30 protein-coding genes are annotated in these 26,232 nt (G+C 72.9%); 12 read left to right on the top strand and 18 right to left on the bottom strand.

The genetic code is table 11. From position 1 onward, the window contains the following. A partial coding sequence (locus HEQ75_RS13485) for a glycosyltransferase family protein (protein WP_209318530.1) occupies positions 1-749 on the top strand: 749 nt, incomplete at its 5' end. A 31-nt stretch (positions 750-780) separates the two neighbouring features. On the opposite strand, the gene HEQ75_RS13480 is transcribed toward HEQ75_RS13485, so the two are convergent. From HEQ75_RS13480 to HEQ75_RS13455, 6 genes are all read right to left on the bottom strand, one after another. Then, positions 781-1,461, bottom strand: a complete 681-nt coding sequence (locus HEQ75_RS13480; RefSeq protein ID WP_168031345.1) for a lipid-binding SYLF domain-containing protein — start codon at positions 1,459-1,461, stop codon at positions 781-783. Positions 1,462-1,553: 92 nt separating this feature from the next. Next, the gene (locus HEQ75_RS13475; protein ID WP_168031343.1) at positions 1,554-2,189 is read right to left on the bottom strand and encodes a histidine phosphatase family protein; all 636 of its coding nucleotides are present in this window, start codon (positions 2,187-2,189) and stop codon (positions 1,554-1,556) included. A gap of 119 nt (positions 2,190-2,308) precedes the next feature. Beyond that, a complete protein-coding gene (locus tag HEQ75_RS13470; RefSeq protein WP_168031340.1) occupies positions 2,309-3,598 on the bottom strand; it encodes a family 1 glycosylhydrolase in 1,290 nt (429 codons plus the stop codon). A gap of 187 nt (positions 3,599-3,785) precedes the next feature. Next, on the bottom strand, positions 3,786-4,928 hold the full coding sequence (locus HEQ75_RS13465; RefSeq protein ID WP_168031338.1) for a hypothetical protein: 1,143 nt from the start codon (positions 4,926-4,928) through the stop codon (positions 3,786-3,788). A gap of 10 nt (positions 4,929-4,938) precedes the next feature. Continuing rightward, entirely contained in the window at positions 4,939-5,856 is a 918-nt protein-coding gene (locus HEQ75_RS13460; protein WP_168031336.1) for a hypothetical protein, read from the bottom strand. Between the two features lie 27 nt (positions 5,857-5,883). After that, positions 5,884-6,057: a hypothetical protein gene (locus HEQ75_RS13455; protein ID WP_168031333.1), complete on the bottom strand. Its 174-nt coding sequence runs from the start codon at positions 6,055-6,057 to the stop codon at positions 5,884-5,886. A gap of 87 nt (positions 6,058-6,144) precedes the next feature. Here HEQ75_RS13455 and HEQ75_RS13450 point away from each other — a divergent pair, with 87 nt between their 5' ends. Both HEQ75_RS13450 and rfaE1 read left to right on the top strand, forming a co-directional pair. Then, complete coding sequence (locus tag HEQ75_RS13450; protein WP_235961583.1) at positions 6,145-6,843, top strand: metallophosphoesterase family protein; 699 nt, start codon at positions 6,145-6,147, stop codon at positions 6,841-6,843. Between the two features lie 83 nt (positions 6,844-6,926). After that, positions 6,927-8,417 (top strand): D-glycero-beta-D-manno-heptose-7-phosphate kinase, encoded by a 1,491-nt coding sequence (rfaE1, locus tag HEQ75_RS13445; protein ID WP_168031329.1) that lies wholly within the window; start codon positions 6,927-6,929, stop codon positions 8,415-8,417. 106 nt (positions 8,418-8,523) lie between these two features. Here rfaE1 and HEQ75_RS13440 read toward each other — a convergent pair whose 3' ends face one another. Further along, positions 8,524-8,994 carry an MmcB family DNA repair protein gene (locus HEQ75_RS13440; RefSeq protein ID WP_328733883.1) on the bottom strand — a complete coding sequence of 157 codons (471 nt, stop codon included), beginning with the start codon at positions 8,992-8,994 and terminating at the stop codon, positions 8,524-8,526. 111 nt (positions 8,995-9,105) lie between these two features. Here HEQ75_RS13440 and HEQ75_RS13435 point away from each other — a divergent pair, with 111 nt between their 5' ends. Further along, a complete protein-coding gene (locus HEQ75_RS13435) occupies positions 9,106-9,555 on the top strand; it encodes an Rrf2 family transcriptional regulator (RefSeq protein WP_168031326.1) in 450 nt (149 codons plus the stop codon). On the opposite strand, the gene HEQ75_RS13430 is transcribed toward HEQ75_RS13435, so the two are convergent. Continuing rightward, positions 9,543-10,412 carry an NUDIX hydrolase gene (locus HEQ75_RS13430; RefSeq protein WP_168031324.1) on the bottom strand — a complete coding sequence of 290 codons (870 nt, stop codon included), beginning with the start codon at positions 10,410-10,412 and terminating at the stop codon, positions 9,543-9,545. The two genes, HEQ75_RS13435 and HEQ75_RS13430, sit on opposite strands and share 13 nt — an antisense overlap. A gap of 104 nt (positions 10,413-10,516) precedes the next feature. Between HEQ75_RS13430 and HEQ75_RS13425 the strand changes: the two genes are divergently transcribed. The 4 genes from HEQ75_RS13425 to HEQ75_RS13410 all read left to right on the top strand — a co-directional run bounded on the left by HEQ75_RS13425 (position 10,517) and on the right by HEQ75_RS13410 (position 14,149). After that, on the top strand, positions 10,517-12,388 hold the full coding sequence (locus HEQ75_RS13425; RefSeq protein ID WP_168031322.1) for an ABCB family ABC transporter ATP-binding protein/permease: 1,872 nt from the start codon (positions 10,517-10,519) through the stop codon (positions 12,386-12,388). A 75-nt stretch (positions 12,389-12,463) separates the two neighbouring features. After that, positions 12,464-12,733, top strand: coding sequence for a hypothetical protein (locus tag HEQ75_RS13420; RefSeq protein ID WP_168031320.1), 270 nt, complete (start codon positions 12,464-12,466; stop codon positions 12,731-12,733). Between the two features lie 145 nt (positions 12,734-12,878). After that, complete coding sequence (gene rpmB / locus HEQ75_RS13415) at positions 12,879-13,181, top strand: 50S ribosomal protein L28 (protein ID WP_168031318.1); 303 nt, start codon at positions 12,879-12,881, stop codon at positions 13,179-13,181. Positions 13,182-13,396: 215 nt separating this feature from the next. After that, complete coding sequence (locus HEQ75_RS13410; protein ID WP_168031315.1) at positions 13,397-14,149, top strand: sensor histidine kinase; 753 nt, start codon at positions 13,397-13,399, stop codon at positions 14,147-14,149. Positions 14,150-14,245: 96 nt separating this feature from the next. On the opposite strand, the gene HEQ75_RS13405 is transcribed toward HEQ75_RS13410, so the two are convergent. From HEQ75_RS13405 to HEQ75_RS13385, 5 genes are all read right to left on the bottom strand, one after another. Then, a complete protein-coding gene (locus HEQ75_RS13405; protein WP_168031313.1) occupies positions 14,246-15,127 on the bottom strand; it encodes an esterase-like activity of phytase family protein in 882 nt (293 codons plus the stop codon). 98 nt (positions 15,128-15,225) lie between these two features. Beyond that, on the bottom strand, positions 15,226-17,094 hold the full coding sequence (cobT, locus tag HEQ75_RS13400) for a cobaltochelatase subunit CobT (RefSeq protein WP_168031312.1): 1,869 nt from the start codon (positions 17,092-17,094) through the stop codon (positions 15,226-15,228). Positions 17,095-17,102: 8 nt separating this feature from the next. Beyond that, a complete protein-coding gene (locus tag HEQ75_RS13395) occupies positions 17,103-17,738 on the bottom strand; it encodes a glutathione S-transferase family protein (protein ID WP_168031302.1) in 636 nt (211 codons plus the stop codon). Beyond that, positions 17,738-18,748: a cobaltochelatase subunit CobS gene (gene cobS, locus HEQ75_RS13390; RefSeq protein ID WP_168031359.1), complete on the bottom strand. Its 1,011-nt coding sequence runs from the start codon at positions 18,746-18,748 to the stop codon at positions 17,738-17,740. The genes HEQ75_RS13395 and cobS overlap by 1 nt, the downstream gene beginning before the upstream one ends. Positions 18,749-18,802: 54 nt before the next feature. Then, positions 18,803-19,411 (bottom strand): J domain-containing protein, encoded by a 609-nt coding sequence (locus HEQ75_RS13385; RefSeq protein WP_168031300.1) that lies wholly within the window; start codon positions 19,409-19,411, stop codon positions 18,803-18,805. Between the two features lie 113 nt (positions 19,412-19,524). Between HEQ75_RS13385 and HEQ75_RS13380 the strand changes: the two genes are divergently transcribed. Beyond that, positions 19,525-19,806, top strand: a complete 282-nt coding sequence (locus tag HEQ75_RS13380; RefSeq protein WP_168031298.1) for a BolA family protein — start codon at positions 19,525-19,527, stop codon at positions 19,804-19,806. Between the two features lie 18 nt (positions 19,807-19,824). On the opposite strand, the gene HEQ75_RS13375 is transcribed toward HEQ75_RS13380, so the two are convergent. Both HEQ75_RS13375 and aroB read right to left on the bottom strand, forming a co-directional pair. Beyond that, a complete protein-coding gene (locus HEQ75_RS13375; protein WP_168031296.1) occupies positions 19,825-20,403 on the bottom strand; it encodes a DUF2889 domain-containing protein in 579 nt (192 codons plus the stop codon). Positions 20,404-20,496: 93 nt separating this feature from the next. Beyond that, positions 20,497-22,155 (bottom strand): 3-dehydroquinate synthase, encoded by a 1,659-nt coding sequence (gene aroB, locus HEQ75_RS13370; RefSeq protein WP_268887752.1) that lies wholly within the window; start codon positions 22,153-22,155, stop codon positions 20,497-20,499. A gap of 98 nt (positions 22,156-22,253) precedes the next feature. On the opposite strand from aroB, the gene HEQ75_RS13365 reads away from it, so the two are divergent. The 3 genes from HEQ75_RS13365 to HEQ75_RS13355 are packed head-to-tail and all read left to right on the top strand — an operon-like array spanning position 22,254 to position 24,248. Further along, positions 22,254-22,400 (top strand): hypothetical protein, encoded by a 147-nt coding sequence (locus HEQ75_RS13365; protein ID WP_168031294.1) that lies wholly within the window; start codon positions 22,254-22,256, stop codon positions 22,398-22,400. A gap of 7 nt (positions 22,401-22,407) precedes the next feature. Continuing rightward, complete coding sequence (locus HEQ75_RS13360) at positions 22,408-23,328, top strand: tyrosine recombinase (protein WP_168031292.1); 921 nt, start codon at positions 22,408-22,410, stop codon at positions 23,326-23,328. Beyond that, complete coding sequence (locus tag HEQ75_RS13355) at positions 23,325-24,248, top strand: HpcH/HpaI aldolase/citrate lyase family protein (RefSeq protein ID WP_168031281.1); 924 nt, start codon at positions 23,325-23,327, stop codon at positions 24,246-24,248. The genes HEQ75_RS13360 and HEQ75_RS13355 overlap by 4 nt, the downstream gene beginning before the upstream one ends. Before the next feature lie 18 nt (positions 24,249-24,266). Here HEQ75_RS13355 and HEQ75_RS13350 read toward each other — a convergent pair whose 3' ends face one another. The 3 genes from HEQ75_RS13350 to HEQ75_RS13340 are packed head-to-tail and all read right to left on the bottom strand — an operon-like array spanning position 24,267 to position 26,157. Beyond that, positions 24,267-24,653 (bottom strand): hypothetical protein, encoded by a 387-nt coding sequence (locus HEQ75_RS13350; protein WP_168031279.1) that lies wholly within the window; start codon positions 24,651-24,653, stop codon positions 24,267-24,269. A gap of 20 nt (positions 24,654-24,673) precedes the next feature. Continuing rightward, positions 24,674-25,432 carry an SDR family NAD(P)-dependent oxidoreductase gene (locus tag HEQ75_RS13345; protein ID WP_168031277.1) on the bottom strand — a complete coding sequence of 253 codons (759 nt, stop codon included), beginning with the start codon at positions 25,430-25,432 and terminating at the stop codon, positions 24,674-24,676. An 8-nt stretch (positions 25,433-25,440) separates the two neighbouring features. Then, complete coding sequence (locus HEQ75_RS13340; RefSeq protein ID WP_168031275.1) at positions 25,441-26,157, bottom strand: M48 family metallopeptidase; 717 nt, start codon at positions 26,155-26,157, stop codon at positions 25,441-25,443. Between the last annotated feature and the right edge of the window lie 75 nt (positions 26,158-26,232).

The raw sequence follows: 26,232 nt of genomic DNA, 5'->3' as shown, positions 1-26,232 counted from the left end.
AGCCAGGCGAGGACCCAGGGGAGGACCCAGGCCGCGCGCGCGATGCGGACCTGGCGCTGAAGCTGAACGCAGCGGACCTTGCCTGCGTCGGCCGCCCGGCGGCGGTGGAGCCGGCGCAGCAGCTGGCGCCGCGCACCCGCGTCATCGCCCTGCCGCCGGCGCTGGGCCTGCGCTGGCTGCGGCCGCGCCGGCCGGGCCCGCGCAACGGCCGGCTGCTGTGCCTGGCGCCGCCCGGCACGCCGGAAGGCCGCGCCACGCTGCTGCAGGCGCTGGCGCTGCTGCCCGCGGCGCAGCGGCCGGTGATCGACCTGCCGCGCCAGGTCCACGGCCTGGTGCCGCTGATGCAGCAGGCCGCGGCGCTGGGCCTGGCGCCCTGGCTGGATCCGCGGCTGGAGGCGGAGGAGCTGGCGCAGGCCGCGCCGGCATGGCTCGGGCTGCTGGTGCCGGAAGCCGCGGCCGCCATCCCCGGCCTCCTGCACGGCATGGCGCTGCAACTGCCGGTGCTGGCCGTGGGCGAGGATCTGGCCGACATCGTCCTGCCCGGCTTCGGCCATCTGCTGCCGCCGGGGCAGCCGCAGCCCCTGGCGCGCGGGCTGCGCTGGCTCAGCCTGATGCCGGAGGATCAACGGCTGCTGTTCGGCCGCGCGGCGCGCGACCAGGTGCTGGCGCAGCACACCGCCGAACGGCGCGCTGCCCGGCTGCTGCAGGCGCTGGGCCGCTGCGCCCCACGCCGGGCCCGCCGCGCCTGAACGCGCGGGTGGCGCGACGGCGCGGCTTCGGTCAGCTTCCGGCGCGCGCCCCGTAGCGCAGCAGCATGGCGCGCAGCGGGTCGGAGCCCGGGTTGTGCGCCTCCATCGCCACCACGATCTGCCGCGCCCCATAGCCGCGGCCGTAATAGGCGGTGGCGGAGTCCGGCCGATAGGCCAGGATCGAGCCGGACAGGGAGATGCCGGCGAACAACCCGCGGGACTTGGCGATGGCGACGATGTCGGCGCCCGCCGCCGCGGTGGTGCTGCCCTCGATCCCGCCACCGATGGTGGCCAGCGTCAGCGAGGCATCCGCGCCGATCTTGAACTGGCTGTCCATCACCGCCTGCAGGCCGCGGTCGGTCATGATCATCATGGCGACCATCGAATCCTGCACGCCCACCTGCAGCCCGAAGCTGCCGGAGCCCAGGCCGTAGAAGGCCGGCGAGGACCAGGACCCGGCGCCATCCCGCCCGACGAGGACGCAGGACCCGCCCTCACCGCCCAGGATGAAGCTGGCGCGGAAGACGCGCGGGCAGATCATCACCGCCCTGGCGCGCTGGAGGAACGCCACCGCGTCGCCGGTATGGTCGCCGGTCGACATCAGCTCCTGCACGGTCAGCGTCGCACGGTCGACAAGCGCCTGTTGTTCCTGCTGCGCGGCCGCCGGCAGGGCGAAGCAGAGGCCAAAGGCCAGAAGCATCCCACGGAACATGAAAGATCCCCCGCAACCCTATGTCGCGGCACACTCTATCAAGTCACGACTCGGGTGTCCAAGGCGAAGCGGCGAAACCAGGGGGGTTGCGGTCAAGCCATCGTGGGCAGGGTGAAGGGTTCCTCGTTCACCGCCGCCACCCGCCAGGCCGCGCCATGGCGTTCCAGCCTTGTCAGCGACAGGTTGCGGATGGAGAAGATCAGCGCCTGGTGCGGGGTCAGCCCCATGGCCTGGGCGATGGCCGCGCGAATCGAGCCGCCATGCGCGACGATGACGATGTCGCGGCCTTCCTGCGCCGCCACCAGCCTCTCCAGCGCCGCGGCCACGCGCACCACCACCTCGGCGAAGCTTTCGCCGCCCGGGGGTTTTTCCTCCGCGCCATGGGGCCAGAAGGGGTGCGGCGGATGGCGGATCAGCGCCGAGAAGCGTTCATGCGACAGGCCCTGCCATTCGCCCAGATGCTGTTCCGCCAGGTCCGGCTCCACCGCCAGGGGCGCCGGCGCATGGCCGGCGGCGAAGATGGCGGCGGCGGTGGCGCGGGTGCGCGACAGCGGCGTGACCACCCAATGCGCGGCTTCCGGCAGGCGCGCGGCAAGCCAGCGATAGGCGGCGGCTTCCTGCGCCAGCGCCAATTCGCACAGGCCGACATCCATGCTGCCATAGACCAGCGCACGGGCGGAGGGTTCGACCAGCGCATGCCGGACGAGGAAGAGACGGGTGATCTGCACGCCATCCCTGTAGCCCCGCGCCCGCCGCGCCGGAAGGGCGCCGCCCTGGCGACCGCATCAGCGCGCGGCGCGACGCGCCGGTGCCAATTCAACGCGCGGCGCGACGCGCCGGTGCCAATTCAGCGCGCGGCGCGACGCGCCGCTTGGCCCACCCAATACGCCTCCGGCAACCCATCCCCCCCCTGCGCGCTCGGCATCACCACCGGCACCTGCAGGCACAGCGACTGCGCCGGCAACACGTCCTTCCACTGCGCCACCAGCCGCTGAAAGGCGCGGCCCACGGGGCGGATGCGGCGGTCCAGGTCGTACAGCCCCACCGCGTCCACATGCCCGTTCACCTCGCGCAGCGCCGTGTCCCAGTCCATCTGGTCGGTCAGCGAATACCAGGTGAAGCCGATCACCGGCACGCCGTCGTTACGCACCCGCAGCACATTCGCCCATTGCTTCCACAGCCAGCGTTCCGCCGCGCCCTCCCCGTCGTCGCGCAGGTTGGTCTCGGTGTGCATCACCGGCAGGCCGTAGCGCTGGTGGTACTGGTGGGTCAGCACGGAGTAGCCGAACACCTCGCCCGAGGCGCGTGTGTGGCCATCCGCCATCACCAGGTGCTCATTGGTCCAGTAGTAGTCGTTGCCCATGATGCAATGGCGCTTCAGCGGGCTGTGCGACAGGAAGAAGTGGTATTCCTGCCGCGTCATGCCGTTGTCCATCAGGTATTCGTACATGCCGCTGTCCACCCGGCGGCCGTAGTTCAGGTCCAGCGACAGGAAGCGTTCCTGGTTGCGCACCTCCGCCGGGCCGATGGCGGCCGGCGATTCGGCGTGGAAGTATTCCGTGCTTTCGCTCTGGATGAAGATCGCATCCGGCCGCACCGCCAGGATCGCCCGCATCGCCAGCACATTCGCCGCGACGATGTGCTTCAGCGCGGTGACGAAGGACCGGTCCGTGGCGAGCTGTTCGTTCCACCAGCCATAGCGCGCGGAGAACAGGGCGCCGATATACATCTCGTTCACCGGCGTATAGAGCTGAACCCAGGGAAACCGCCGGGCGAAGGCGCCGGCATAGGCGGCAAACAGGTCCGGGAAATCCGGGTTCTGGAAATCGCCGATCCAGTCCGGCACGCCGAAATGGCAGAGATCCACGATCGGCACGATGTCGCGCCGCTGCAATTCGCCGAAGGTGGCGTCCGCGAAGTCCCAGTCATGCCGGCCGGCGCCGCGCAGCGTGGTGTGCAGCGGCGGGCCGTAGCGCAGGAAGCTGAGGCCGAGTTCCTGCACCAGGCCGAAATCCTCCCGCCACCGCTGGTAGTGGCCGCAGCGCTCCATCTCATCCACCCGGATGCGGCCGCCCTGGATTCGGGGGATGCTGTTCTCGATGCCGGTCGCGAACAGGAAGGCGGGCGGTGTCTGCATGGCATCGCCAACGCGGCAGCACCGCCGCGGTTGGCGCGCGCCTGCCACGCCACCCCACCGGGCCGCCTCCTGCCAGGTTCGCTTGATCGGAACCTCTGCCCGGCGAAGGCACCCGAGCGGCCGCCGCGCCCCATGGCGCGCCGCCAGGCCGGCGATTGAGGCGGTGATCGCTCACCAGGCGTTGCGCTCAATGGCTGCGGCGGCGTTCCACCAGCGGGCCCTGGAACAGGCTGATCCCCGCCTCCCAGCCCCAGGCGATCGCGGCCGGCCGGTCGACGCCCACCAGCACCACCGCGTCCGGCTGCGCCAGCCAGGGCTGCAGCGCCGCCCCGGCCAGCGGCAGGTCGGCGCTCCAGCGCAGCCGCAGCAGGTCGAGGCCCAGGCGGTCGGGCCGCAGCACCGCGGCCACCGCCACCGCCGCATCGTCCAACGCCAGCCGGTAGCCCAGCATCCGCGCCGAATCCCGGGCCTGCGCGAAGCCGGCCGGGTCGGCCAGGATGTCGGCCGGCCGGAAGCCGAGCGTGATCTCCCGGCGGCGGCCCGCCGGCAGGCCGGCATCGAAGCGCTGGAAGGTCGGGGTCGCCAGCGTCGCCGGCACCACCGGCAGGCCCACCGGCCGCCAGTCAAGCTGCGCTGCCGGCCGGCCGATATCCGCCAGCAGCCGCGTCTCCGCCAGCCGCGCCAGGCGCCGTTGCAGGGCGGAGGAGGCACCGATGTCGATGCCGGGCAGCACCGCCTCCGCCAGGCTGCCCCAGGCGATGCGCCGATCCTCCCACTGCGCCTCCGCCGGCTCACCCTCCGGGTCCAGCCGGCACACCGCCTGCGCCGTGGTCATCGCACCGAGATCGGCCTGCGCCAGGGCGCGCTCCGCCATCGCCAGGTCGTAGCTGCCGATCGGCGGCCCGGCGATGCCGGCCGGCGGCGGTGGCGGGATTTCCGCAAGGCCCAGGCTTTCCGCCGTCACCGCCAGCAGGTGCGCGGCGCAATCCGGCAGCCGGAACGCCTGCACCGCCGCCGCGGCCCCGGCATCCAGCGTGCCGAGCAGCGCCTGGCGGGCATGGTCCAGGGCCAGGGCCGGCGGCGGCGCCACCGCCACCACATCGCCATTCGGCAGTTCGAAGACCCGGGTCCGCGCCGCCGCCATCACCGGCTCCAGCGCCTCCCGCAGCAGGCGCTGGTGGCGCGGCGCGGCGCCGGGACCCAGCCCGGCCAGGCGCAGATGCAGCACCTGGCGCACCACATCGGCGGCGACGCAGTCGCGCACCAGCGCGGCCAGGTCCAGCGCCGCCCGCACGCCGCCGGGGCGTGCCTCCTCCGCCTCGCTCCTCATGCCGGTGGCATCAGGCGGGCACGCCGGCCGGTTCCTGGCCCAGCCGTGCCAGCAGGCTGGACGGCACCGGGGCGGCCGGGGCCAGCGGGGCTTCCAGCCCGGCGCCCTCGACAAGCCCGATCCCCATGGCGCGGGCCCATTCGACCGCCTGCGGCGTCTCCGCCGCCGCCAGGATCAGCCGCGCCGGCTCCACCCGTTGCAGCGCCCCGGCCTGGGCGGCGGCGGGAAGCTCCGGCGACCAGCGCAGCCGCAGCCAGTCCGCGCCCAGCGCCTCCGGCGCCAGCAGGCGCAGCGCGGCGGCGTCCAGCCCGTCGATCTCCACCGACCAGCCCTGCGCCGCCAGCCCGGCGCGGCGCGCCGCCAAAGCGGCCGGGTCCGCCACCGTCTCCAGCCCCAGCGTCGCCACCAGCATCCCGCCGCCAACACCGCCATCGCCGCCGCGGATCGGCGCCGGCGGCACCGGCAGGTGCAGCCGCCCCGGCAGGGGGCCGCGGATCAACGTCCTGCCCTGCGCCGGATCGCCCACCGCCAGCAGCAGCCGGGCCGAGAGGGCGCGCTGCGCATGTTCCAGCAGATCCGCATCGCGGCCCAGCGGGCCCATCAGCCCGGCCAGCAGGACGCGGTTGATACCCAGCCGCAGGAAGGCCGGGCGCGGCGGATCGGCGATCCGCCGGCCCAGCACCCGCTGCACCAGCGGCGCCAGCCCCAGGCCGCGCAGCCAGGCATCCAGCCCGGCCAGGCCGGGCCCTTCCGCGGTCGCCGTCTCGGCGCCGGCGGCATAGGCCAGCAGCGCGGCGGCGTCGCCTTGCAGGGACCAGATGGCGGTGCGCTGGGCGCCGAGCAGCCGGTCGAGCAGCCCGCGCAGCCGCTCGGTGCGCCCGGCCTCCGCCCCCAGCAGCAGCAATTCCTCCTGCGGCCCGTCCAGCACCACGCCGCCGGCGACCAGCGCGCCTTCCTACAGCAGGGCGCGTGCCACGCGGCGCCGGTGCGGCGGCATCGCCGGCACCCGCAGCGCCACCCGGCTGCCCGGGCTGCGCAGCGCCTCCCGCACCAGGGCCAGAAGCGGTGGCGCCGGGCTCGCGGCATCCTTGGTCGGGAAACCTTCGGCGGTCGGGAAACCATCGGGCATGGGCATGGGACCAAAGCCGGTGGCGATGGCGCCTCCGGGGGGGGGTAGGATCGGCCCGCAATGCCTGCCAATCCCTTAACCGCCCAGTTGCCCGCACCCGGCTGGCTGCCGCCGGGGGAACGGATCTACGCCATCGGCGACGTCCATGGCTGCGCCGGGCGGCTGGCCGCGCTGCATGCGCTGGTGCGGGAGGACCTGGCGGCGCGCCCGGTGCCGCGGCCGTTCCTGCTGCATCTCGGCGATTATGTGGATCGCGGCCCGGACAGCGCCGGCGTGCTGGCGCTGCTGCGCGGCAGCCTGCCACCCGGCCTGCCCGGCCTGCAGCTGCGCGGCAATCACGACCAGATGATGCTGGACGCGCTGGCCCCGGGCGCCTCCGGCGCGGCGCTCGACCTCTGGCTGATGAATGGCGGCGGCGCGGCGCTGGCCAGCTATGGCGCCGCCGCCGGCCCCGGCCTGGCGCCGGGCGCGGTGCCGGCGGCGGACCTTGCCTGGCTCGGCGCCCGCCCGCTGCGCCACGCCGCCGGCGGCTACCTGTTCGTGCATGCCGGCATCGCCCCGCACCGGGCGCTGGACGACCAGAGGCCGCAGGACCTGCTGTGGATCCGCGAGCCCTTCCTGTCCTGGCGCGGCCGCTTGCCCGCCGTGGTGGTGCATGGCCACACCCCGTCCGAGACGCCGCAGCTGCGCCCGCACCGAATCGGGCTCGACACCGGCGCGGTGTTCGGCGGCAGCCTGACCTGCGGTGTCCTGGAGGGCAGGACGATCGGCTTCCTCCAGGCCTGAATCGCCGTTCCACAAAAGGATGTTTTCTCCGCGCGCGGGACCGTACCTTGCGTCGGATACGACGATTGCGCTACGCCGGTCGTATGCAAGGCCCCGCGCCCGCCGACCTTCCCACACCAGAAATCCCGGTCGGCGAGCTGACCGAGGCGGTGCGCCAGCTCAAGCGCGCCTCCGTCCTCGTCGTCGGCGACGCCATGCTCGATCGCTACGTCTATGGCCAGGTGGAACGGGTGAGCCCCGAGGCCCCCGTCGCCGTCCTGGCGGTGGAGCGCGAGGTGGCGATGCCCGGCGGCGCCGGCAATGTAGTGCGCAACCTGACGGCGCTGGGCGCGGCGGTGGCCTTCGTCTCCGTCGTCGGCGACGACCAGGCGGGCAGCGACCTCACCGGCCTGATCGGCGGCCAGCCGAATGTGGAGCCCTGGCTACTGGTGCAGGGGGGGCGCGCCACCACCACGAAAACCCGCTTCATCGCCGCCGGCCAGCAATTGCTGCGCGCCGACCACGAGATGGCTGGCCCCATCCATCCCCGGCTGGCGGAGCGCCTGGTGCGCATCGCCGCCGATGCGGTGGCCGCCACCACGGTGATGGTGCTGTCGGACTACAACAAGGGCGTGCTCTCCGGCGATACGGCGCAGCGCCTGATCGCCGCGGCCCGCACCGCCGGGCGCCGGGTGGTGGTGGACCCCAAGGGCATCGACTACGCCCGCTATGCCGGCGCCGACCTCATCACGCCGAATCGCGCCGAGTTGAAGCTGGCCACCGGGATGCCGGTGGACACCGAAGCCGCGCTGGTCGCCGCCGCGCAGCGCCTGCGGGCGGACCACGGCTTCGGCGCCGTGCTGGTGACCCGCAGCGAGGATGGCATGACCCTGGTCGATGCCGAGGGTGTCCGCCACTTCCCGGCCGAGGCGCCGGAGGTGCACGATGTCTCGGGCGCCGGGGACACCGTGGTGGCGGTGGCCGCCGCGGGGCTTGCCGCCGGCCTCGGCGCCGCCGTCTCCGCCCGCCTGGCCAACATCGCCGCCGGGATCGTGGTGGGCAAGGTCGGCACCGCCGTCGCCCGCGAAGGCGACCTGCTGGAGGCGCTGACGCCGGAGCGCGGCGCGCTGCGCAAGGTGGTCTCCCGCGCCCAGGCGGTGGAGCAGGTGGAACGCTGGCGCCGCCGCGGCTGGCGCGTGGGTTTCACCAATGGCTGCTTCGACCTGCTGCATCCCGGCCATGTCCACCTGCTGGAACAGGCGCGGTCCTGGTGCGACCGCCTGGTGGTCGGGCTGAATTCCGACGCCAGCGTGCGGCGGCTGAAGGGCGAGACCCGGCCGATCCAGGGTGACGCCGCCCGCGCCGCCGTGCTCGCCTCCCTCGCCTCGGTCGATCTGGTCTCGGTGTTCGAGGAGGACACCCCGCTCGAATTGCTGCGCCTGCTGCGGCCGGAAGTGCTGGTGAAGGGCGCGGACTACACGGTGGACAAGGTGGTGGGCGCCGACCTCGTCACCGATTGGGGCGGCCAGGTCCGCCTCGCCGCCCTGCTGCCGGGGCAGAGCACGACCGCCACGGTGGCGCGCATCCGCCGCTGAGGCGAAGCGCGCCGCGCAGGATCGGCGAAGGATCGGGGTCCACGACGCCCGCTTCTCGGGCCCTGCCCCGCGCCCCTGGGGCTTTCGGGCATTCATCCACAGGGGCTCAGTCGGCCCTGAGGGCGGCGCGGATCTCTGCCTGGCCCGCCGGGTCCTGCAGCGCCGCCAGGCGCGCGGCGGCCACCACCGCATAGCGCTGCAGCAAGGCCCGGCGCCGGGAAGGCGCCAGCTTGTGGCAGGGGGCCTCGCGCACCATCGTCGCCTCCGGCCCCTCCGCCACCAGCAGGCCGACCTCCGCCGGCAGCAGTTCCGCCGGGAAATCGAGGTCCACGGCGAAATACAGCCGGTCGCAGAAGTCGCGGTATTCCGGCCATTTCGCGTCGGCGAGGAAATCCCGCGCGCAGGACTTCACCTCCACCACCACGAAGCCGCCATCCGGCAGCAGCGCCAGCAGGTCCGCCCGGCGGCCATTCGGCAGCGGCATCTCCCGCACCGGGGCCCAGCCGCGCTGGGCGCAGAAGCGCGCCGCCGCGCGGCAGACGGCGAGCGTGCGCGCCGACGCGGTGGGCGGAAGCACAGGCGGGGGCATGGAGAGGGCCATGCGGCAGAGGTTCACTTTGTGTTCGCAGCCGCGTCAAGCCTCGCCCGCGGGGCGGAACCATTCGCCGCGCCAGGCGTGTAGGCATTTATGGTCGCAACCCGCTTCGCTGTTGCCGTGCATATCCTGCTGCTGCTGGCCACCGCGCCAGGTGGGCAGCTCACCAGCGGACGCCTCGCCGAGAGCGTCGGCACCAACCCCGTCGTGATCCGCCGCCTGGCCGGGCAATTGGCCCGGGCCGGGCTGATCCGCATCCGCCGCGGCCCCGGCGGCGCGGAGCTGGCGAAGGCGGCGGAGCTGATCACCCTGGGGCAGATCTGGCAGGCCATGCGCCGCAAGGGCCTGCCGCTGCTGCCGGTGCATCGCGGCCCGAACCGGGCCGAGGCCGCACCGGCCGCCGCCATCCCCACCCTGCTGCGGGAGGTGTTCGATTCGGCCGAGGCCGCGATGGAAGCCGACCTCGCCAGCGTCACCCTGGCCGAGCTGCGCGCCCGGATGGAGGCGCCGGCCGAGGCCCAGCGCGAGGTTCAGGCCACCTGATCGAGGCCGGCGCGCAGGGCCTCCGCGCCCGGCGCGCCGGCCTCGATCAGCCCGTGGCGCAGGAAGAAGTCGATCAGCACCAGGTTGACGTTGAACTTCACCCGGTTGCGGTCGCGCACTTCCTCCAGCAGCCAGGCTGCCGGGCGCAGCTCGAAGCGCTCCACCTCGTCGTCATGCGGGCGCGGCACGAAGCTTTCCGGCAGTTCGAGGTCATGGCAGTGCAGCACGTCCCGCCGCAGCCCCTCCGGCGCCGCCATCACATAGGAAACGCGGCCCACCGGCCGGGCCAGCGCCGCCAGTTCCGGCGGGATGGAGGCTTCCTCCGCCGCCTCCTTCACCAGGGTCTCGGCCGGCGAAAGGCCGGAGGGCACGCCGCCGGCGACGATGTTGTCGATCTGCCCCGGCGCCACCGCCTTGGTGCGGGACCGCCAGCCGACCCAGAGATGCAGCCCGTCCGGGCGGCGGACGAAGCCGTTCACATGCACGCCATGGGCGATGATGCCGAAGACCGGCAGCGCACCGCGGTCCAGGCGGGCCAGCACCGGCCCCTCCGTCCCCGGGCGCACGTCGAACAATTCATGCCGCAGGGTCAGGTGGCCGCGCGCGGCAAGGCCCCTGGCGAGCAGGGCCAGCGCCTCGCTGCGCGCCCCCGGTGCCCGCAGCTTGCCGGCCAGGGCCACGCCCTGCGGCTCGAAATGCACGTCGCGTGGGTAGAAGGCCAGGGCGCGGGCGGTCTCCGCGCCGACCCAGCCCACCTGTTCCTCGCCGATGCGGAAGCGCAGCAGCGTGGCCGGGGAGGCGATGTTGTTGCAGGCGGCGACGTGCCGTTCGAATCCGGCAAGGCTCTGGTCGGGCATGCGCCCCTGTAGCGCGCCGGGCGCATGGCACGAAAGCCCGCCGCCCTGTTTGCTCCGGACGCTGCAGGCACCACCTTAGGGGCAACGGTTCCGGAGCCTTCCCCTTGTCGACCACCCAGACCAGCGAGCGCGGCCATCTGCGCACGCTTCTCACGCTTGCACCCTATCTGTGGCCGAAGGGGGAGCCCGGGCTGCGCTTCCGCGTCGTGGCCAGCCTGGTCCTGCTGGTACTGGCCAAGGCTGCCAATGTGGTGGTCCCCATCGCCTTCGCCCGCGCGGTGGACGCGCTGGCGCCGGAAGCCGGCGCCGCCGCGTCCATCGCCGCGGTCCCGGTGGCGCTTGTGCTGGCCTATGGCCTGCTGCGCCTGACCAGCAGCGCCTTCAACGAGGCGCGCGACGCCATCTTCGTGAAGGTGCAGGGCCGCGCCAGCCGGCGCATCGCGCTGCAGGTGTTCCGCCACCTGCACGCCCTGTCGCTGCGCTTCCACCTGGACCGGCAGACCGGCGGCCTGTCCCGCGTGCTGGAACGCGGCACGCGCGGCATGACCTTCGTGCTGGACTTCCTGCTGTTCAACATCATCCCGACGATCTTCGAGATCATCCTGGTGGCGCTGATCCTGTGGGGGATGTTCGACATCACCTTCAGCGCGGTGATCGTGGTGACGGTGGGCGTCTACATCGCCTTCACCCTGGCCTTCACCGAATGGCGCCTGCGCTTCCGCCGGGCGATGAACGACACCGACACGGAAGCGAACACGCGCGCCGTGGACAGCCTGCTGAACTACGAGACGGTGAAGTATTTCGGCAACGAGACGCATGAGGCGCGGCGCTACGACGCGAGCCTGGGCCGCTACGAGACCGCCTATGTGCGCTCCGAGGTCAGCCTGAACGCGCTGAACTTCGGCCAGCAGGCGGTCATCGCGGTCGGGCTGACGGTGGTGATGATGATGGCCGCCGGCCGCGTTTCGCAGGGCGAGGCAACCCCGGGCGGGATGACGGTGGGCGACTTCGTGCTGGTCAACACCTACATGATCCAGCTGTTCCAGCCGCTGAACTTCCTCGGCTTCGCCTATCGCGAGATCAAGCAGGGGCTGGTGGACATGGAAGCCATGTTCAGCCTGATGCGGGAGGACCGGGAGGTGGCCGACCGCCCCGGCGCGCCGCCGCTGGATGCCGCGGCCGGGGAGATCCGCTTCGAGGATGTGCGCTTCGGCTACCGCCCCGACCGGGCGATCCTGAAGGGCGTCAGCTTCACCGTGCCGCCGGGCCGGACGCTGGCCATCGTCGGGCCCACCGGGGCCGGCAAATCCACCATCAGCCGCCTGCTGTTCCGCTTCTACGATGCCACCGGCGGGCGCGTGCTGATCGATGGGCAGGATGTGCGGGACGTGCAGCAGGACAGCGTGCGCGCGGCCATCGGGGTGGTGCCGCAGGACACCGTGCTGTTCAACGACACCATCCGCTACAACATCGCCTATGGCCGCCCCGGCGCCAGCCAGGAGGAGATCGAGGCCGCGGCCCGCGCCGCCCAGGTGCACGACTTCGTGCTGCGCCTGCCGGATGGCTACGACACCCGGGTGGGGGAGCGCGGGCTGAAGCTGTCGGGCGGCGAGAAGCAGCGCGTGGCGATCGCCCGCACCCTGCTGAAGAACCCGCGCATCGTCATCCTGGACGAGGCGACCAGCGCGCTCGACACCCGCACGGAACAGGACATCCAGGCGGCGTTGCGCGATGCCGCGCGCGGCCGCACCACGCTGGTCATCGCCCATCGCCTGTCCACCGTGGTGGAGGCGGACGAGATCCTGGTGCTGCAGGAAGGCCAGGTGGCGGAACGCGGCGCGCACGCCGAGCTGATCGCCGCCGATGGCCTCTATGCCGCCATGTGGCGCCGCCAGTCGGAGGCAGTGGCGGCGGCGGAGGCCGCGGCCGCGGCCCAGGCCGCCGCGGGGCTTCCGGCCCCGGGGCGGCCGGCCTGACCCTGCCGGCGGGCGGGCGGGGGGTTCCCATGCCCCGCCCGCCTGCTTATGTCCCTGTCATTGAGGAGGCCGCCTATGCAATTCGACCCCCAGGGCGAGGCCCCGGAAGACCTGAGCCACGCCGGCTCGGTCGTGGACAAGGCCATCGAATACATGTTGGAGCAGGGGATCCAGCCGATCTCCATCGCCTCCGCGCTGCTGGGCGGCTCGCTCGGCATGCTGGCGCGCAGCCTGGACGACCGGGCGGTGGCCGGCGTGCTGCGCAGCGCGCTGGCCTCGGTGGAAGCCGGCGAACTGGCGGAAATGCGCCGCGCCGCGGCGGCGGACCAGCCCGCCAACCCCTGAGATGCAGCGGCCGGATCAACGCCCCGGCCCTTGACGGGCCGGGTCCGATCCGCGATACGCCCCTGCTCCGGACCACCTCCGCGCGCGGCAGCCTGGACCATTCGGCCCAGGACCCGCGCGTGCGCTTTTCGGGATTAGATGTGTCATGGCCCGCCGCTGCGGTATCACCGGCAAGGGCGTGCTGACGGGTAACAACGTCAGCCACGCCAACAACAAGACCCGCCGGCGCTTCCTGCCGAACATGCAGGAGACGTCCTTCTTCTCCGACATCCTCGGCACGCCCGTGCGGATGCGGCTGACGACGAACGGCATTCGCACGGTGGAGCATAACGGGGGTCTCGACTCCTTCCTGCTCGGCACCCCGGACCGCCGCCTGCCGAGCGAGGCCCTGGTGCTGAAGCGCCGGCTGGAGCGGGCGCGGGACAAGAAGGCCGCCGTCGCCGCTTGACAGTTTCTCCCCCCTTTCGGGGGGAGACGCCCGATTCCAGGGCGTGTTGTCAATACAGCCTGACAAAATCCGGTTGACTGACAAGCCGACCCGTCACTTTTCCCGATTTGACGGCCCAGGCTTAACCCACTGGTAACCGGCGACCGGTCACCCTGCCCTGCATGTGGACCGAGACGCCGCTCCTTGCCGTCGCCCTCCTGAGCGCCATCATCCTGATGGCGATCGGGATCACGTCGCACAACATGCTGGAGCGGGCGCGACAACGCGTCGCCGCCGCGGAAAGGCTGGCCGCCGCACGCGGACGCTGCCTGTCGCTGGCCGCGCAGGAATTGCGCGGACCCGGCCTAGCGCTCATGGCCCAGGCCGCCAGCGCCAGCCCATCCCACCGCCTGACCGAATCGGAAGCGCAGGTCGAGGCGGTGGCGCAGCAGCTTCTGCGCCTGGCCGACGACCTGGCGGATTTCGCCACCGAGCCCTCGCCCCGCGCGCTGCATGAGGCGCCGGCCCTGCTCGGCCCCATTGTCGATGCCGCGATCGCCAATGTCTCGGCCCAGCTTCGCCCGGGGCGCCGCCACTGGAAGATCGAGCCGGATCTGGGCGGGCTGCGCGTGCGGGCCGACAGCCGGGCCCTGGAAGGCGCGCTCTCCGCCCTGCTTCGCCGCGCCGCGCGGCATTCGCGCGATGGGGACGTGGTGGCGCTGCGCTACGTGGTGGGCACCGAGACCCTCGCCATCGTGGTGGAGGATGAGGGGGACGGGTTGCCGGCGCAGGATCTGGTGGTGGAGACGGCGGGCCTCATGCCGGGGGGCCAGGCCGGCGGTGGCACGCGCGGTCTGGACCTCGGCCTCAGCCTCGCCCGCTCCCTCGCCGCCGCCCATGGTGGCGACATCCGTCTGGAAAGCGCGCCCGGAATCGGCGCCCGCGCCTGGCTCACCCTGCCCCGCAGTCGGCTGCTGGAAGTCGCCTGACCGCCCTTCCTGGAGCAGGCTGCGTTCGCCTGAACGCTGCTCATGCTCTGGAAGCCGTTGATTCTAAAACAAGAATTGCGTTCAGATGATTCCATCTCAACGCCTATCGCTCCTGGGCAGCATCCCGGGCGGCATCTCGAACAGCAGCAGCAGGCTGCGCTGCAACAGGCGCTCATTATCGTCCGAGACGATCGCCACCAGCCGCCTTCCCTGATGGTCCAGCACGGCCAGGCCCTCGTAATTGTCCACCGGCAGGGGTGGCGCAAGGTCCAGCAGCGCCACCGGCTCCAGCACCGCATCCACCGCCGGGTCGGCCAGCGCCGCGGCCGGCAGGCGGGCCAGCCGCCCGGTGAAGCCGCCCAGCAGGCTGAATCCGCGCTCCAGCACCAGCGCGCCACCCTCCGGCAGCGCCGCCGCATCCACCGGCACCATCCCCGGCTGCGGCCGGTAGGCAAGGCGCCGCCAGCGCCCGGGGCGGCCGAGCCAGCCGCGGACCAGGCCCGGCCCGGCCTCCAGCCCCTCGGCCAGGGCCAGCCAGCGCCCATCGGCCAGCACCGCCAGCGATTCCAGACCGGCATTGCGCGGGGCGCGGTCCAGCCCTGGCGGCGCGGCGATGGTCCGGCCGGGGCCTTCCAGCCTGGCATGGGCCTGGATCCGGTGGCGGCGCTCGAAGGCCAGCAGCCAGGTGCCGTCCGCCTGGCGGGCCAGCGCCTCGGCATCCCCGGCCGGCCCCGGCGGCAGCGGCCGCCCGGCCGCATCGCGCAGCCGCCCGCTGCGGCGCAGCGTCAGCCCCATGGGGCGCAGCCCGGCATCGAGGTCCAGCCGCATCTCGACGAAGCGGCCACGGTCGCTGATCGCGGTCAGCACCGGCCCGGGCGCCATGTGCAGCCCGGACAGCCCGCCGAAGCCCAGAATCCCGGTGTTCAGCGCCAGCCCGCCCAGCAGGCGCAGCGGACCCGCCGGCTGCGCCAGCGCCATGGCCCGGCCGAGGGGCGATCCGGCCGGCGGCCCTTCCGCCCCGCCGGCACAGGCCGGCAGCCCGGCGAGCGCCGCCGCCAGAAGGGCGCGACGACGGATCAGGCGACCAGCGGCGCCCGCTCGGCGGCGGCGCGCTGCCAGGCCAGCGCCGCATCCTCGTCGAACAGCTCGGCCAGCTTCTTCATCATGGTGCCGCCCAGCTCCTCGGCATCCACGATGGTGACGGCGCGGCGGTAGTAGCGGGTCACGTCGTGGCCGATGCCGATGGCGATCAGCTCCACGGCGTTCCGCCCCTCGATCTCGCCGATCACCTTGCGCAGGTGGCGTTCCAGGTAGTTGCCCGGGTTCACGCTCAGCGTGCTGTCATCCACCGGCGCGCCGTCCGAGATCACCATCATGATGCGCCGGTGCTCGCTGCGCGCCAGCAGGCGGCGATACGCCCATTCCAGCGCCTCGCCGTCGATATTCTCCTTCAGCAGCCCCTCGCGCAGCATCAGGCCGAGGTTCTTGCGGGCGCGGCGCCAGGGCGCGTCGGCGGATTTGTAGACGACGTGGCGCAGATCGTTCAGCCGGCCCGGGTTGCGCGGCTTGCCTTCCTGCACCCAGCGTTCGCGGCTCTGCCCGCCCTTCCAGGCGCGCGTGGTGAAGCCCAGGATCTCCACCTTGACGGAGCAGCGTTCCAGCGTGCGGGCCAGGATGTCGCAGCACATGGCGGCGACGGTGATCGGCCGGCCGCGCATCGATCCCGAATTGTCGATCAGCAGCGTCACCACCGTGTCGCGGAAATCGGCCTCGCGTTCCCGCTTGTAGGACAGCGACAGCATCGGGTTCACCACCACCCGGGCGAGGCGGGAGACGTCGAGGATCCCCTCCTCCAGGTCGAATTCCCAGGCCCGCTGCTGCTGCGCCATCAGCCGGCGCTGCAGGCGGTTGGCCAGCTTGGAGACCACGCCCTGCAGGTGCGAAAGCTGCTGGTCGAGCTGCTGGCGCAGCCGGGCGAGCTCATCCGCGTCGCAGAGATCCTCGGCCTCCACCACCTCGTCGAAGGATTTGTTGAAGGCGCGGTAGAGCGAGGCGTCGTCGGTGGCCGGCACCTCCTTGCGCTGCTGCGGCCCGCCGGGGCGGTCGTCGCCCTCCGCGGCGGCGCCTTCCTCCTCGCCCTGGTCGGTATCGTCCTCGGCGGAATCGCCCTGCATGGTCTCGGGCTGCGCGCCCAGCATGCTCTCCGTGTCCTGCGCCTGGCTTTCGCCCTCGCCGGACTGGTCCTGCTGGGAGGAGGTCTCGCCGCCCTCGCCTTCCTCCTCATCCTGCTCGGCCTCGGTCTCCACCTCCGCCTCGGCCAGGTCCAGCGCCGCCAGCAGCTTGCGGGCGGCGCGGCCGAAGGCGTCCTGGTCCGCGCTGCGCTCCGCCATCTCGGCCAGCGCCGTCTCGGCGGATTCACCCAGCGTATCGCGCCACATGTCCAGCACGCGCCGCGCCGCTTCCGGCGCCTTCTCGCCGGAGAGGCGTTCCCGCGCCAGCAGGCCGAGCGCGGCGGCCATCGGCAGCTGGTCCTTCCGCGTCATGCGGTCATAGCCTTCCGACTCGCACTGGTCGGACAGGCGGGCGCGGAGGTTGGCCGCGACGCCGGACATGTGCTGGCTGCCCACCACCTCGACCCGCACATCCTCCAGCGCGTCGAACACCTCGCGGGCTTCGCGGCGGGCGGGCAGGCGGTTGGCGTGCACGCCCTCATCATGGTGGCGCAGCTTCAGCGCGATGGCATCCGCCGCGCCGCGCAGCTTGGCCATCTCCGCCGGCGGCAGGGCGCGGGTCGGCAGCGGCAGGCGGGCGCGCTTGCCGGCGAGGCCGGACGGCCCCGGCTGGTAGGCCACCTGCACTTCCGGCTGGCGCGCGATGGCGCGCACCGCGCCGGCGGTGGCGCGCTTGAACTCTTCCTGCCGGGTCTGGTCCTTGGGGTTCGCCATCTTGTTCCTCACGCCCCGGGGGGCTGGAGCGCCTGGGCACGCTGCCGCGCCGGCCGGGCCTCGATGGCGCCGAGATAGCGCGCGATCTCCGGTCCGGGCCTGAGCATGCCGAATGATTGCATGAAGCCGAGCAGCCCGCCCACCACCAGGTCGGCGGTGGTGAAACGCGCACCCACCAGCCAGCTGTGCCCGGCCAAGGCCGTCTCGACGCGGTCCTGCACCGCGGCAAAGGCCGGCCAGCCGAGCGCGGAGGCCGGTGCCGGCCGGGCGCGCGGGAAGGCCAGGTCCGCCATCGCGGGTTCCGCGACGGCGGGGCCGTAGGTCATCCAGAACTGCCAGGCGGCGCGTTCCGGCGTGCCGATCGGCGGCGAAAGGCCGGCCTCCGGCAGCAGATCGGCGACATAGGCTGCGATCGCCGCCCCTTCCGTCACCACCACCTGCCAGCTGCCATCCGGCCCGCGGTCGACCAGGACCGGCAGCTTGCCGGCCGGGTTCAGCGCCAGGAAGCCGGGATCCTTCTGGCTGCCCGCCTGCAGGTCGTGCCAGTGCAGCTCGTAGCCCGCGCCGGCTTCCTCCAGCAGCCAAGCGACGCTGACGGAGCGTGACCCGGCGGCATGGTGCAGGAGGAAGCGCGGCCCGGCCATCAGCCCGCCTTGCGCAGCAGGCTGCCGGAGGACAGCTCCTCGTTGAAGCAGCGCTGATAGTATTCGGCCACCGTGCCGCGCTCCGCCTCGTCGCACTTGTTGAGGAAGGTCATGCGGAAGGCGAAGCCGATATCGCCGAAGATCCGGGCATTCTCGGCCCAGGTGATGACGGTGCGCGGCGACATGACGGTGGAGATGTCGCCGGCGATGAAGCCGGCGCGCGTCAGGTCGGCCAGCGCCACCATGGCTTCGGTCTGGCGCTTCTGCTTCGCGTCCTTCGGGTCCCAGCCCAGCTTGGCCATGACGATCGCGGTTTCCTGCGCATGCGGCAGGTAGTTCAGCGTGGCCACGATGTTCCAGCGGTCCATCTGGCCCTGGTTGATCTGCTGCGTGCCGTGATAGAGGCCGGTCGTGTCGCCCAGGCCCACCGTGTTGGCGGTGGCGAACAGGCGGAACATCGGGTGCGGCCGGATGACCTTGTTCTGGTCGAGCAGCGTCAGCTTGCCCTCCACTTCCAGAACCCGCTGGATCACGAACATCACGTCCGGGCGGCCGGCATCGTATTCGTCGAACACCAGCGCGCAGGGGTGCTGCAGCGCCCAGGGCAGGATGCCCTCGCGGAATTCCGTGATCTGCTTGCCGTCCTTCAGGACGATCGCATCCTTGCCGATCAGGTCGATGCGGCTGATGTGGCTGTCCAGGTTCACGCGGATGCAGGGCCAGTTCAGCCGCGCCGCCACCTGCTCGATATGGGTCGATTTGCCCGTGCCGTGGTAGCCCTGGACCATCACCCGCCGGTTGAAGGCGAAGCCCGCGAGGATGGCGAGCGTGGTGTCGCGGTCGAAACGGTAGGTATCGTCCAGTTCCGGCACGTGTTCCGTGCGCCGGCTGAAGGCCGGCACCACCATGTCGGAATCGATGCCGAAGACATCGCGCACGCTGGCCTGCGTGTCCGGCATGCTGATGGCGGAGGTGGGGCTGATCTCGGCGAGGCTGGCGGCCTTGTTCATCTGTCGGTCCGGCTGTGACATCGGGGTGATCCTAGGGCGCCGCGGCGGACACGGCTACCCGGCTGGTGCGGCGGCGGCCGGCGCTTTCGCCGGCAGTTTGCGGCGAAGCAGGCTGTAGGCGCGGTTGATGTCCTTCAGCCGCTCCTCCGCCTGGCGGTCGCCGCCATTGGCATCGGGGTGGAAGCGCTTGGCGAGTTCCTTGTAGCGCGTGCGCAGCGCCAGCGCGTCCAGCGGCCAGGTCAGGCCAAGAACGTCCAGCGCCGCCCGCAGTTCGGCCGGCGGCTCATCCGCCCGCGGCGGCCGCGCCTTGCGCTGCGCGTGCAGCGGCGTGGCGCCGAGCACGCCGAGCGGGTCGCGCAGCACGTCGGGGTCGAAGGGGTTGGCGCCGCCGAGGCGGCCCAGCGGCCAGGTCGGCCGCTGCCAGCCGGAATCGGCGCGCAGATGCGCCTCGATCTCGCCCGGGCTCATGCCCTTGTAGTAGTCCCAGGCGCGGTTGTAGGCGCGCACATGGTCCAGGCAGAACCAGCGGTATTCGTTCAGGGTCTTGCGGTCGCGCGGCGCGCGATAGGCGCCGGCCTCCGGGCATCCCGGTTGCTCGCACGCCCGCAACGGGGCCTCCGGCTCCGCGGTCGCCAGTCCGATGCGGTCGCCACGTCGCGCCATCCTGCCCTTATGGTCGCCACAATCGCGCCGCGCAAGGCGCGGCCGGGCGGGCGAGCCATGTGCCGGCGGGGCATGGCGCCGCGCGAAACCACCCCCATATACAAGGAGATATGATGAACAGCCGCGCCGACCGCATCGCCACCTGCCTGCAGGATCGTTTCGCCCCGGCCGAGGTCGCGGTGCAGGACGACAGCGCCCAGCATGCGGGCCATTCCGGCGCCCGCCCGGGCGGGGAAACCCACTATTCGGTCCGCGTGGTCTCCCCCGCCTTCGCCGGCCAGTCCCGCCTCGCCCGGTCCCGTGCCGCCCATGAGGCACTGGCCGGGGAGTTCGAGACCGGGCTGCACGCCCTCTCGCTGCGCCTGCTGACGCCGGAGGAAGCGGCGCGGGGCTGAAGCGGCAAGCGGCCGCGGCTACTCCGCCCCGCCGGCCCGGTGCCGCCTTACCACCGGGCTGTCCTCGGCATAGGCGTAGCAACTGTTGATCGGCAGTTGCCGCGGCGGCGGGGCGCTGGTGTCACCAGCGGCGATCGCCGCCTCCCGCGCCAGCCGCGCCCGGCGCCACTTCACCGGGCCCACGGTCTGGTAGGCCACGGTCGCCATCTGGGCCATCACCTCCCGCAGATGGGTGCAGCCCAGCACGCCGCCGACCCGTTCCTTCACCGCCCGGTTGAAGCCCGGCCCGATGGCCACCCCGGCCAGGCGGCTGAAACCATCCGCCGCCCGCGGGCAGATGTCGTAGGGCGTGAAGTCGGACACCGCCTCGCAGCGCTGGATCACCAGCGCCTCGTCCACCGTCATCCGCACCCACATGCCGTGCAGCGCATCGCCCGGCGCCAGCGTGCCACGGTCCATGTTGTCGAAGGGATAGGATTTGGTGTCGACGAGATGCGCCTCGATGTCGAACAGGCCATCCGTGCGCTGGTAGCCGTCCAGCGTGATCTGGCGGCGGTGCAGCGGCTGGCGCGGAACCTCGGGCTCGGAGAGCGGCATCGGGCAGGGATCCCCGGATGGTGCGGTGCAGCGTGCCGGTATCGCACGCGCCCCGCCGGCCTGCCAGGGTGGAAGCCTTGAGACCCCGCAGCCTCAGGCCCCGCAGCCCTCGTCGCGCAACAGCGACTCCACCGCCGCGGCCGGCACCTCCGCCGTGGTGAAGGCATCGCCCGGGCCACGCAGCAGCACGAAGCGCATGGCGCCGTCGCGCACCTTCTTGTCCTTGCGCATCCGCGCCAGCAGCCGCGCCGCCGAAAAGCCGCCCGGAATGTCGCCGATCCGCGCCGGCAGCCCGCATTCCTGCAGGTGGGAGATCACCCGCCCCGGCAGTTCCTGCGAAGAATGCCCGAGCCGGGCGGAAAGCGCCGCCGCCAGGCCGAGGCCCACGGCCACCGCCTCCCCATGCAGCAGCGTGCCGTCGAAGCCGCGCTCCGCCTCCAGCGCGTGGCCGAAGGTGTGACCCAGGTTGAGCAGGGCGCGGCCGCCCTCGGCGCTTTCCTCCCGCTCATCCGCCGCCACCACCCCGGCCTTGAGCCGGCAGGATTCCAGCACCGCATGGGCCAGCGCCGCCGGGTCGCCGGCCACGGCGCGGGCGCCCTCGGCCTCGCACCAGGACCACAGCGCGCCCTGCAGCAGGCCGTGCTTGGCCACCTCCGCATAGCCGGCGCGCAATTCCCGGGGTGGCAGGGTGGCCAGCACGTCGGTATCGGCCAGCACGATCTGCGGCTGGTGGAAGGCGCCCACCAGGTTCTTGCCCAGCGCCAGGTTGATGCCGGTCTTGCCGCCGACGGAACTGTCCACCTGCGCCAGCAGCGTGGTCGGCACCTGGATGAAGGGCAGGCCGCGCAGCGCGACCGCGGCGGCGAAGCCGGCGAGGTCCCCCACCACGCCGCCGCCCAGCGCCAGCACCGCGGTGCGGCGATCCGCCCCGGCGGCCAGGGCTTCCGTCACCACCCGCTCCAGCTCCGCGAAGCATTTGCTGGCCTCGCCCGGCGGCACGGTGATGGTGGCGGCCACGGCGATCCCGGCCTCGGCCAGCCCGGCCAGCAGGCGCGGCAGGTGCAGCGGCGCCACCGCGGCATCGGTCACCACCACCAGGCGGCGGGCCGGCAACACCGGCGCCAGCAGCGCCCCGGCGCGGGCCAGCAGCCCCTGCCCCACCAGCACATCGTAGCTGCGCGCGCCGAGGCGCACCGGCAGGCGGGCCGGTTCGCGATGCGCGGCCAGCGCCTCCATCACCTTGCGGGTCGTCGTCTCCGGCGGTTCATCGGTGCAGTCCACGGTCACATTGGCCTCTGCGAAGGTCGGGTGGCGCGCCGTCATCAGGCGCTCCAGCACCTCGCGCGGGTCCCGGTTGAGAAACAGCGGCCGATGTTCCCGCCCCGCGACGCGACGCAGCAGCACCGGCAGGGTGCAGCGTAGCCAGACGGCGACGGCGCCGGACCGCGCCACGGCCGCGCGTGTCCGCGCATCGGTGAAGGCGCCGCCGCCGGTGGCCAGCACCAAAGGCGGGCCGGCCAGCAGCCGGGCGATCACCCGGCGTTCGCCGTCGCGGAAATGCGGCTCCCCGTAGCGGGTGAAGATTTCCGTGATCGGCAGGCCGGCGGCGGCCTCGATCTCGGTATCTGCATCGACGAAGGGCAGGCCGAGCCGGGCCGCCAGGCGGCGCCCGATGGAGGATTTGCCGCAGCCCGGCATGCCGACCAGCACGACGCTGCGCGTCGGCGGGGCGGGCGAAGCCGGCTCGGGCAAGGGGGCATCCGGCGCGGGCCAGGCCGAAAGGGCAGTGTTGCGTGACACGATGCCGGAGGCTAGCACAGCACGACGCGCGCGAGGATCCGCTCCCCACGATGTTCCGACACCCGCTTCTCCTGCTGCTCAGCCTGATCGTCGCGGTGGTGGTGCTCGGCCTTCTGGGGATCGGCGCGTTTCCGCCCTCGGTCGCGCCGCAGCCGGTGGAGCGTACCGTGCCGGCGGAGCGTTTCGGCACCCGCTGAGCGGCCGATGGACCGCCATGCGGAAGCCTTCCTGGAAATGCTGGCGGCCGAGCGCGGCGCGGCGCGCAACACCATCGCGGCCTATGCCGCGGATCTCGCCGATTTCGCCGGCCATTGCACGGCGCGCGGCCTGACGCCGCTGACGGTGGATGCGGCGGTGGTGCAGGGCTATCTGCGCGGCCTGGCCGATGCCGGCTTCGCCGCCCGCACCGCGGCGCGCCGGCTTTCCGCCCTGCGGCAGTTCTTCCGCTTCCTGGTGCAGCAGGCGCTGCGGCCGGACGACCCCACCCTGTTGCAGGAAAGCCCCCGCCTGCCCGCCGGCCTGCCGCATCCGCTGTCCGAATCGGCGATGCAGGCCCTGCTGGAAGGCGCCGCAAGGCTGAATGGCGGCCGCGGCCCCTTTGCCGTGGCGCTGGTGGAGCTGCTGTATTGCAGCGGGCTGCGGGTCAGCGAGCTGGCGGCGCTGCCGGCCAATGCGCTGCGCCCCGACCAGCCGATGATCACGGTGCGCGGCAAGGGCAACAAGGACAGGCTGGTGCCGATTTCCGCCCGCGCCCGCGCCGCCGTGCTGGCCGCCCTCGCCGCCCGCGCGAAGCCGGAGGAGGCGGGGCGGCCGGCGCCGCCATCGCGCTGGCTGTTTCCCTCCCGCGCCGCGGGGGGCCATGTCACGCGGCAGACCATCGGGCTGGTGCTGAAGGATGCGGCGCTGGCGGCCGGGCTGGACCCGGCGCGGGTCAGCCCGCATGTGCTGCGGCATTCCTTCGCCTCCCACCTGCTGGGCCACGGCGCGGATCTGCGCAGCCTGCAGATGCTGCTGGGGCATGCGGACATCGCCACCACGCAGATCTACACCAAGGTGCTCGAGGAAAGGCTGCAACGCCTGGTCGAGGACCACCACCCGCTCGCCGCCAAGGACCACGCCGCATGACCGCCATCGCCCGCCTGCACCGCAGCGAGCTCGCCGTGCCGGCGATCCGGCCGGAGCTGTTCCCGAAGGCCGCCGCCGGCGCCGCCGATGCGGTGTTCCTGGACCTGGAGGACAGCGTGCCGGAGGCGGAGAAGGACCGGGCGCGGGCCAATGCCGTCGCCGCGCTGGGCGGCATCGACTGGGGCCGCAAGATCCTGGCGGTGCGGGTGAACGGCCAGGACACGCCGCATTTCTACAAGGATGTCATCGCCCTGCTGGAAGCGCCCGGGGACCGGTTGGACGTCATCATGATCCCCAAGGTCGGCGATGCGCGGGAGGTCTTCGCGGCCGACCTGCTGTGCAGCCAGGTGGAGGCCGCCGCCGGCCGCGCCCGGCGCGTCGGACTCGGCCTGGTGATCGAGACGGCGAAGGGCCTGGCGCATGTGGAAGCCATCGCCACCGCCTCCCCGCGGACCGAATCCATGCATCTCGGCGTGGCGGACCTCGCCGCCAGCCTCGGCATGCGGACCACCGCGATCGGCGGGCTGAATCCGGATTACGCCGGGCCGGGCGGCATGCTGGACCCCTGGCACTTCGCCGTCGCCCGCGTCATCACCGCCGCCCGCGCCGCGGGGCTGCGGCCGATCGACGGCCCCTATGGCGATTTCCGCGACGCCGAGGGGCTGGAAGCCGCCGCCCGCCGCGGCCGCGCCCTGGGGGCGGAGGGCAAGATGGCGATCCACCCCGGCCAGGTGGCGGCGCTCAACGCCGCCTTCCAGCCGGATGAGCGGGAGGTGGCGCAGGCGCGGCGCGTGCTCGCGGCGATGGAAGCGGCGCGCCTGGAAGGCCGCGCCGCGGTGGCGCTGGACGGCAAGCTGCTGGACATCGCCTCCATCCGCCAGGCGGAGGCGATGGTAGCGAAGGCCGAACGCCTGGGCTGATCCGGACGGGTTCGGGGGTCAGATCCGCCCCACCAGGTCCCCGAACCCCCAGACCAGCGTGCCCAGCACCAGCAGCGCGAAGCCGGCGCGCTCCATCACCTGCCGGTCGATGTCGCGCTGCAGGCGCTTGAAGCTGGCCAGCCTGGCGGTGCGTTCCGCGCCGTCCACCTTTTCCATATCCGCCAGAAGGGCCAGCAGGTCGGCCCGCGCGATCAGCACCTTGCGGCTGGCCAGCACCAGGCCGAGCGTGGTGAGGATGGCGCCGGAGCGCGCGAACCACGTCCAGTCCCCGGTGCCGAGGCTGAGCCAGATGCCCGCCGCCATGGACAGCACCGACGCCGCCAGGAAGCCCCGCACCACCCGGCGCAGGGCGCGCGAGCCTTCCCCGGCCATGGTACCGGTCATGGCCCCGGTCCTGGGCTCCGTCACGGCTTGTGGACGCGCAGCGGCCCGAAGCTCTGCGCCACCGGCATGACCTGCAGCGTGTTCACATTGACCCGCGCCGGCCGCGTCGCCGCCCAATGGACCGCGTCGGCGATATCCTCGGGCAGCAACGGGTCGGTGCCGGCATAGGGGGCGGCGGCCTTGTCCGCATCGCCCTTGAAGCGCACCGCGCTGAATTCCGTGCCCGCGACCAGGCCGGGCTCGATGTCCGTCACCCGCACGGCGGTGCCGAACAGGTCGGCGCGCAGGTTCAGGCTGAACTGGCGGACGAAGGCCTTGCTGGCGCCATACACATTGCCCCCGGGGTAGGGCCATTCGCCGGCGGTGGAGCCGATATTCACCACATGCCCACGGTCACGCGCCACCATGCCCGGCAGCACCGCGCGGGTGACATACATCAGCCCCTTGCAGTTGGTGTCCACCATCGCGTCCCAGTCATCGAGGTCGGCGCCCTGGGCCGGGGCGAGGCCCAGCGCCAGCCCGGCATTGTTCACCAGCAGGTCGATCGCGCCGAAGGCCGCCGGCAGGCCGGCCACCGCGGCCTCCACGGCGGCGCGGTCGCGCACATCCAGTTCCACCGGGTGGCAGCGCGCCGCGCCCAGCTCGGCCACCAGCTCCGCCAGCCGCGCCTGGCGCCGCCCGGCGGCGACGATGCGCCAGCCATCGGCGGCGAAGCGCCGGGCGATGGCCAGGCCGAAGCCGGCGGTGGCGCCGGTGACGAAGGCGGTGCGATCGGTCATGGAGGTCCTCATCCGGCTCTCAGCAGCGTTGGTCCCTGCGCCCGCAGCCATTCCACCGCGGCGGCGCGATGCGGCGTCAGCCGGGCCACATTCTCCCAGAACCGCGGGGAATGGTTCATCTCCCGCAGATGCGCCACCTCATGCGCCACCACGTAGTCCAGCACCCAGCCCGGCGCCATCACCAGGCGCCAGGAGAAGGCGAGCGTGCCGTCCGGGGCGCAGCTGCCCCAGCGGGTGCGGGTGTCCTTCACCCGCACCGCGCGCGCCGCCACGCCGAGGGAGCCGGCATGCGGCCGGACCAGGCGGAGGATGCGCCGCCTGGCCTCCGCGTGCAGGAAGTCCCGCACGCGCCGGGCGAGGAAGGGCGCCTGGCCGGCCACCACCAGGCGCTGGTCCTCCACGAAGGCGCCGCCGTACCGGGCGGGGTCGTGGCGGATGCGATGCGGCTGGCCGCCGATCGGCAGTTCCGCGCCATCGACGAAGGGCAGCGCCGGGGCCAGGGCCGCCAGGTGGTCCAGCACCCAGGCGCCATTGTCGCGCAGCAGGGCAAGGCCGGCACGCCGCCCGACCCGGGGCGGCAGGATCACCACCACCGCGCCGTCGCGCGGGCAGATCCGCAGCGAGACGCGCCGCGCGCGGCTGGAAGGCCGCCACAGGACCAGGCAGGTGGCCTCCGCCGACGACGCTCCGCACAGGGTGATGAGTTCCGAATCGGGCAGATCCATTGTCCCATCATGGCGCGCCGCCGCCCGCCGGTCCAACACCCTGCCGCTTGACAGGCCCGGCGCAGCGCTTCCCTG

The sequence above is a fragment of the Falsiroseomonas selenitidurans genome, assembly GCF_012103215.1.
GTDB classification, from domain to species: Bacteria; Pseudomonadota; Alphaproteobacteria; order Acetobacterales; family Acetobacteraceae; genus Falsiroseomonas; species Falsiroseomonas selenitidurans.
The sequence above is the reverse complement of the archived record's forward strand: the minus strand, read 5'-3'. Positions and strand labels throughout refer to the sequence as shown.

Bases quoted from the DNA above. Each gene is read 5' to 3' on its own strand.
- HEQ75_RS13395 (WP_168031302.1), bottom strand. From the start codon at position 17,738: ATGGCCGGGCCGCGCTTCCTCCTGCACCATGCCGCCGGGTCACGCTCC.
- HEQ75_RS13410 (WP_168031315.1), top strand. From the start codon at position 13,397: ATGGCGATCGGGATCACGTCGCACAACATGCTGGAGCGGGCGCGACAA.
- HEQ75_RS13360 (WP_168031292.1), top strand. From the start codon at position 22,408: ATGGACCGCCATGCGGAAGCCTTCCTGGAAATGCTGGCGGCCGAGCGC.
- rpmB (WP_168031318.1), top strand. From the start codon at position 12,879: ATGGCCCGCCGCTGCGGTATCACCGGCAAGGGCGTGCTGACGGGTAAC.
- HEQ75_RS13430 (WP_168031324.1), bottom strand. From the start codon at position 10,412: ATGCCCGACCAGAGCCTTGCCGGATTCGAACGGCACGTCGCCGCCTGC.
- HEQ75_RS13380 (WP_168031298.1), top strand. From the start codon at position 19,525: ATGAACAGCCGCGCCGACCGCATCGCCACCTGCCTGCAGGATCGTTTC.
- cobT (WP_168031312.1), bottom strand. From the start codon at position 17,094: ATGGCGAACCCCAAGGACCAGACCCGGCAGGAAGAGTTCAAGCGCGCC.
- cobS (WP_168031359.1), bottom strand. From the start codon at position 18,748: ATGAACAAGGCCGCCAGCCTCGCCGAGATCAGCCCCACCTCCGCCATC.
- HEQ75_RS13340 (WP_168031275.1), bottom strand. From the start codon at position 26,157: ATGGATCTGCCCGATTCGGAACTCATCACCCTGTGCGGAGCGTCGTCG.
- HEQ75_RS13385 (WP_168031300.1), bottom strand. From the start codon at position 19,411: ATGGCGCGACGTGGCGACCGCATCGGACTGGCGACCGCGGAGCCGGAG.
- HEQ75_RS13480 (WP_168031345.1), bottom strand. From the start codon at position 1,461: ATGTTCCGTGGGATGCTTCTGGCCTTTGGCCTCTGCTTCGCCCTGCCG.
- HEQ75_RS13345 (WP_168031277.1), bottom strand. From the start codon at position 25,432: ATGACCGATCGCACCGCCTTCGTCACCGGCGCCACCGCCGGCTTCGGC.
- HEQ75_RS13465 (WP_168031338.1), bottom strand. From the start codon at position 4,928: ATGAGGAGCGAGGCGGAGGAGGCACGCCCCGGCGGCGTGCGGGCGGCG.
- rfaE1 (WP_168031329.1), top strand. From the start codon at position 6,927: ATGCAAGGCCCCGCGCCCGCCGACCTTCCCACACCAGAAATCCCGGTC.
- HEQ75_RS13365 (WP_168031294.1), top strand. From the start codon at position 22,254: ATGTTCCGACACCCGCTTCTCCTGCTGCTCAGCCTGATCGTCGCGGTG.
- HEQ75_RS13405 (WP_168031313.1), bottom strand. From the start codon at position 15,127: ATGGCGCTGGCGCAGCCGGCGGGTCCGCTGCGCCTGCTGGGCGGGCTG.
- HEQ75_RS13350 (WP_168031279.1), bottom strand. From the start codon at position 24,653: ATGACCGGTACCATGGCCGGGGAAGGCTCGCGCGCCCTGCGCCGGGTG.
- HEQ75_RS13375 (WP_168031296.1), bottom strand. From the start codon at position 20,403: ATGCCGCTCTCCGAGCCCGAGGTTCCGCGCCAGCCGCTGCACCGCCGC.
- HEQ75_RS13420 (WP_168031320.1), top strand. From the start codon at position 12,464: ATGCAATTCGACCCCCAGGGCGAGGCCCCGGAAGACCTGAGCCACGCC.
- HEQ75_RS13435 (WP_168031326.1), top strand. From the start codon at position 9,106: ATGGTCGCAACCCGCTTCGCTGTTGCCGTGCATATCCTGCTGCTGCTG.
- HEQ75_RS13355 (WP_168031281.1), top strand. From the start codon at position 23,325: ATGACCGCCATCGCCCGCCTGCACCGCAGCGAGCTCGCCGTGCCGGCG.
- HEQ75_RS13455 (WP_168031333.1), bottom strand. From the start codon at position 6,057: ATGCCCGATGGTTTCCCGACCGCCGAAGGTTTCCCGACCAAGGATGCC.
- HEQ75_RS13470 (WP_168031340.1), bottom strand. From the start codon at position 3,598: ATGCAGACACCGCCCGCCTTCCTGTTCGCGACCGGCATCGAGAACAGC.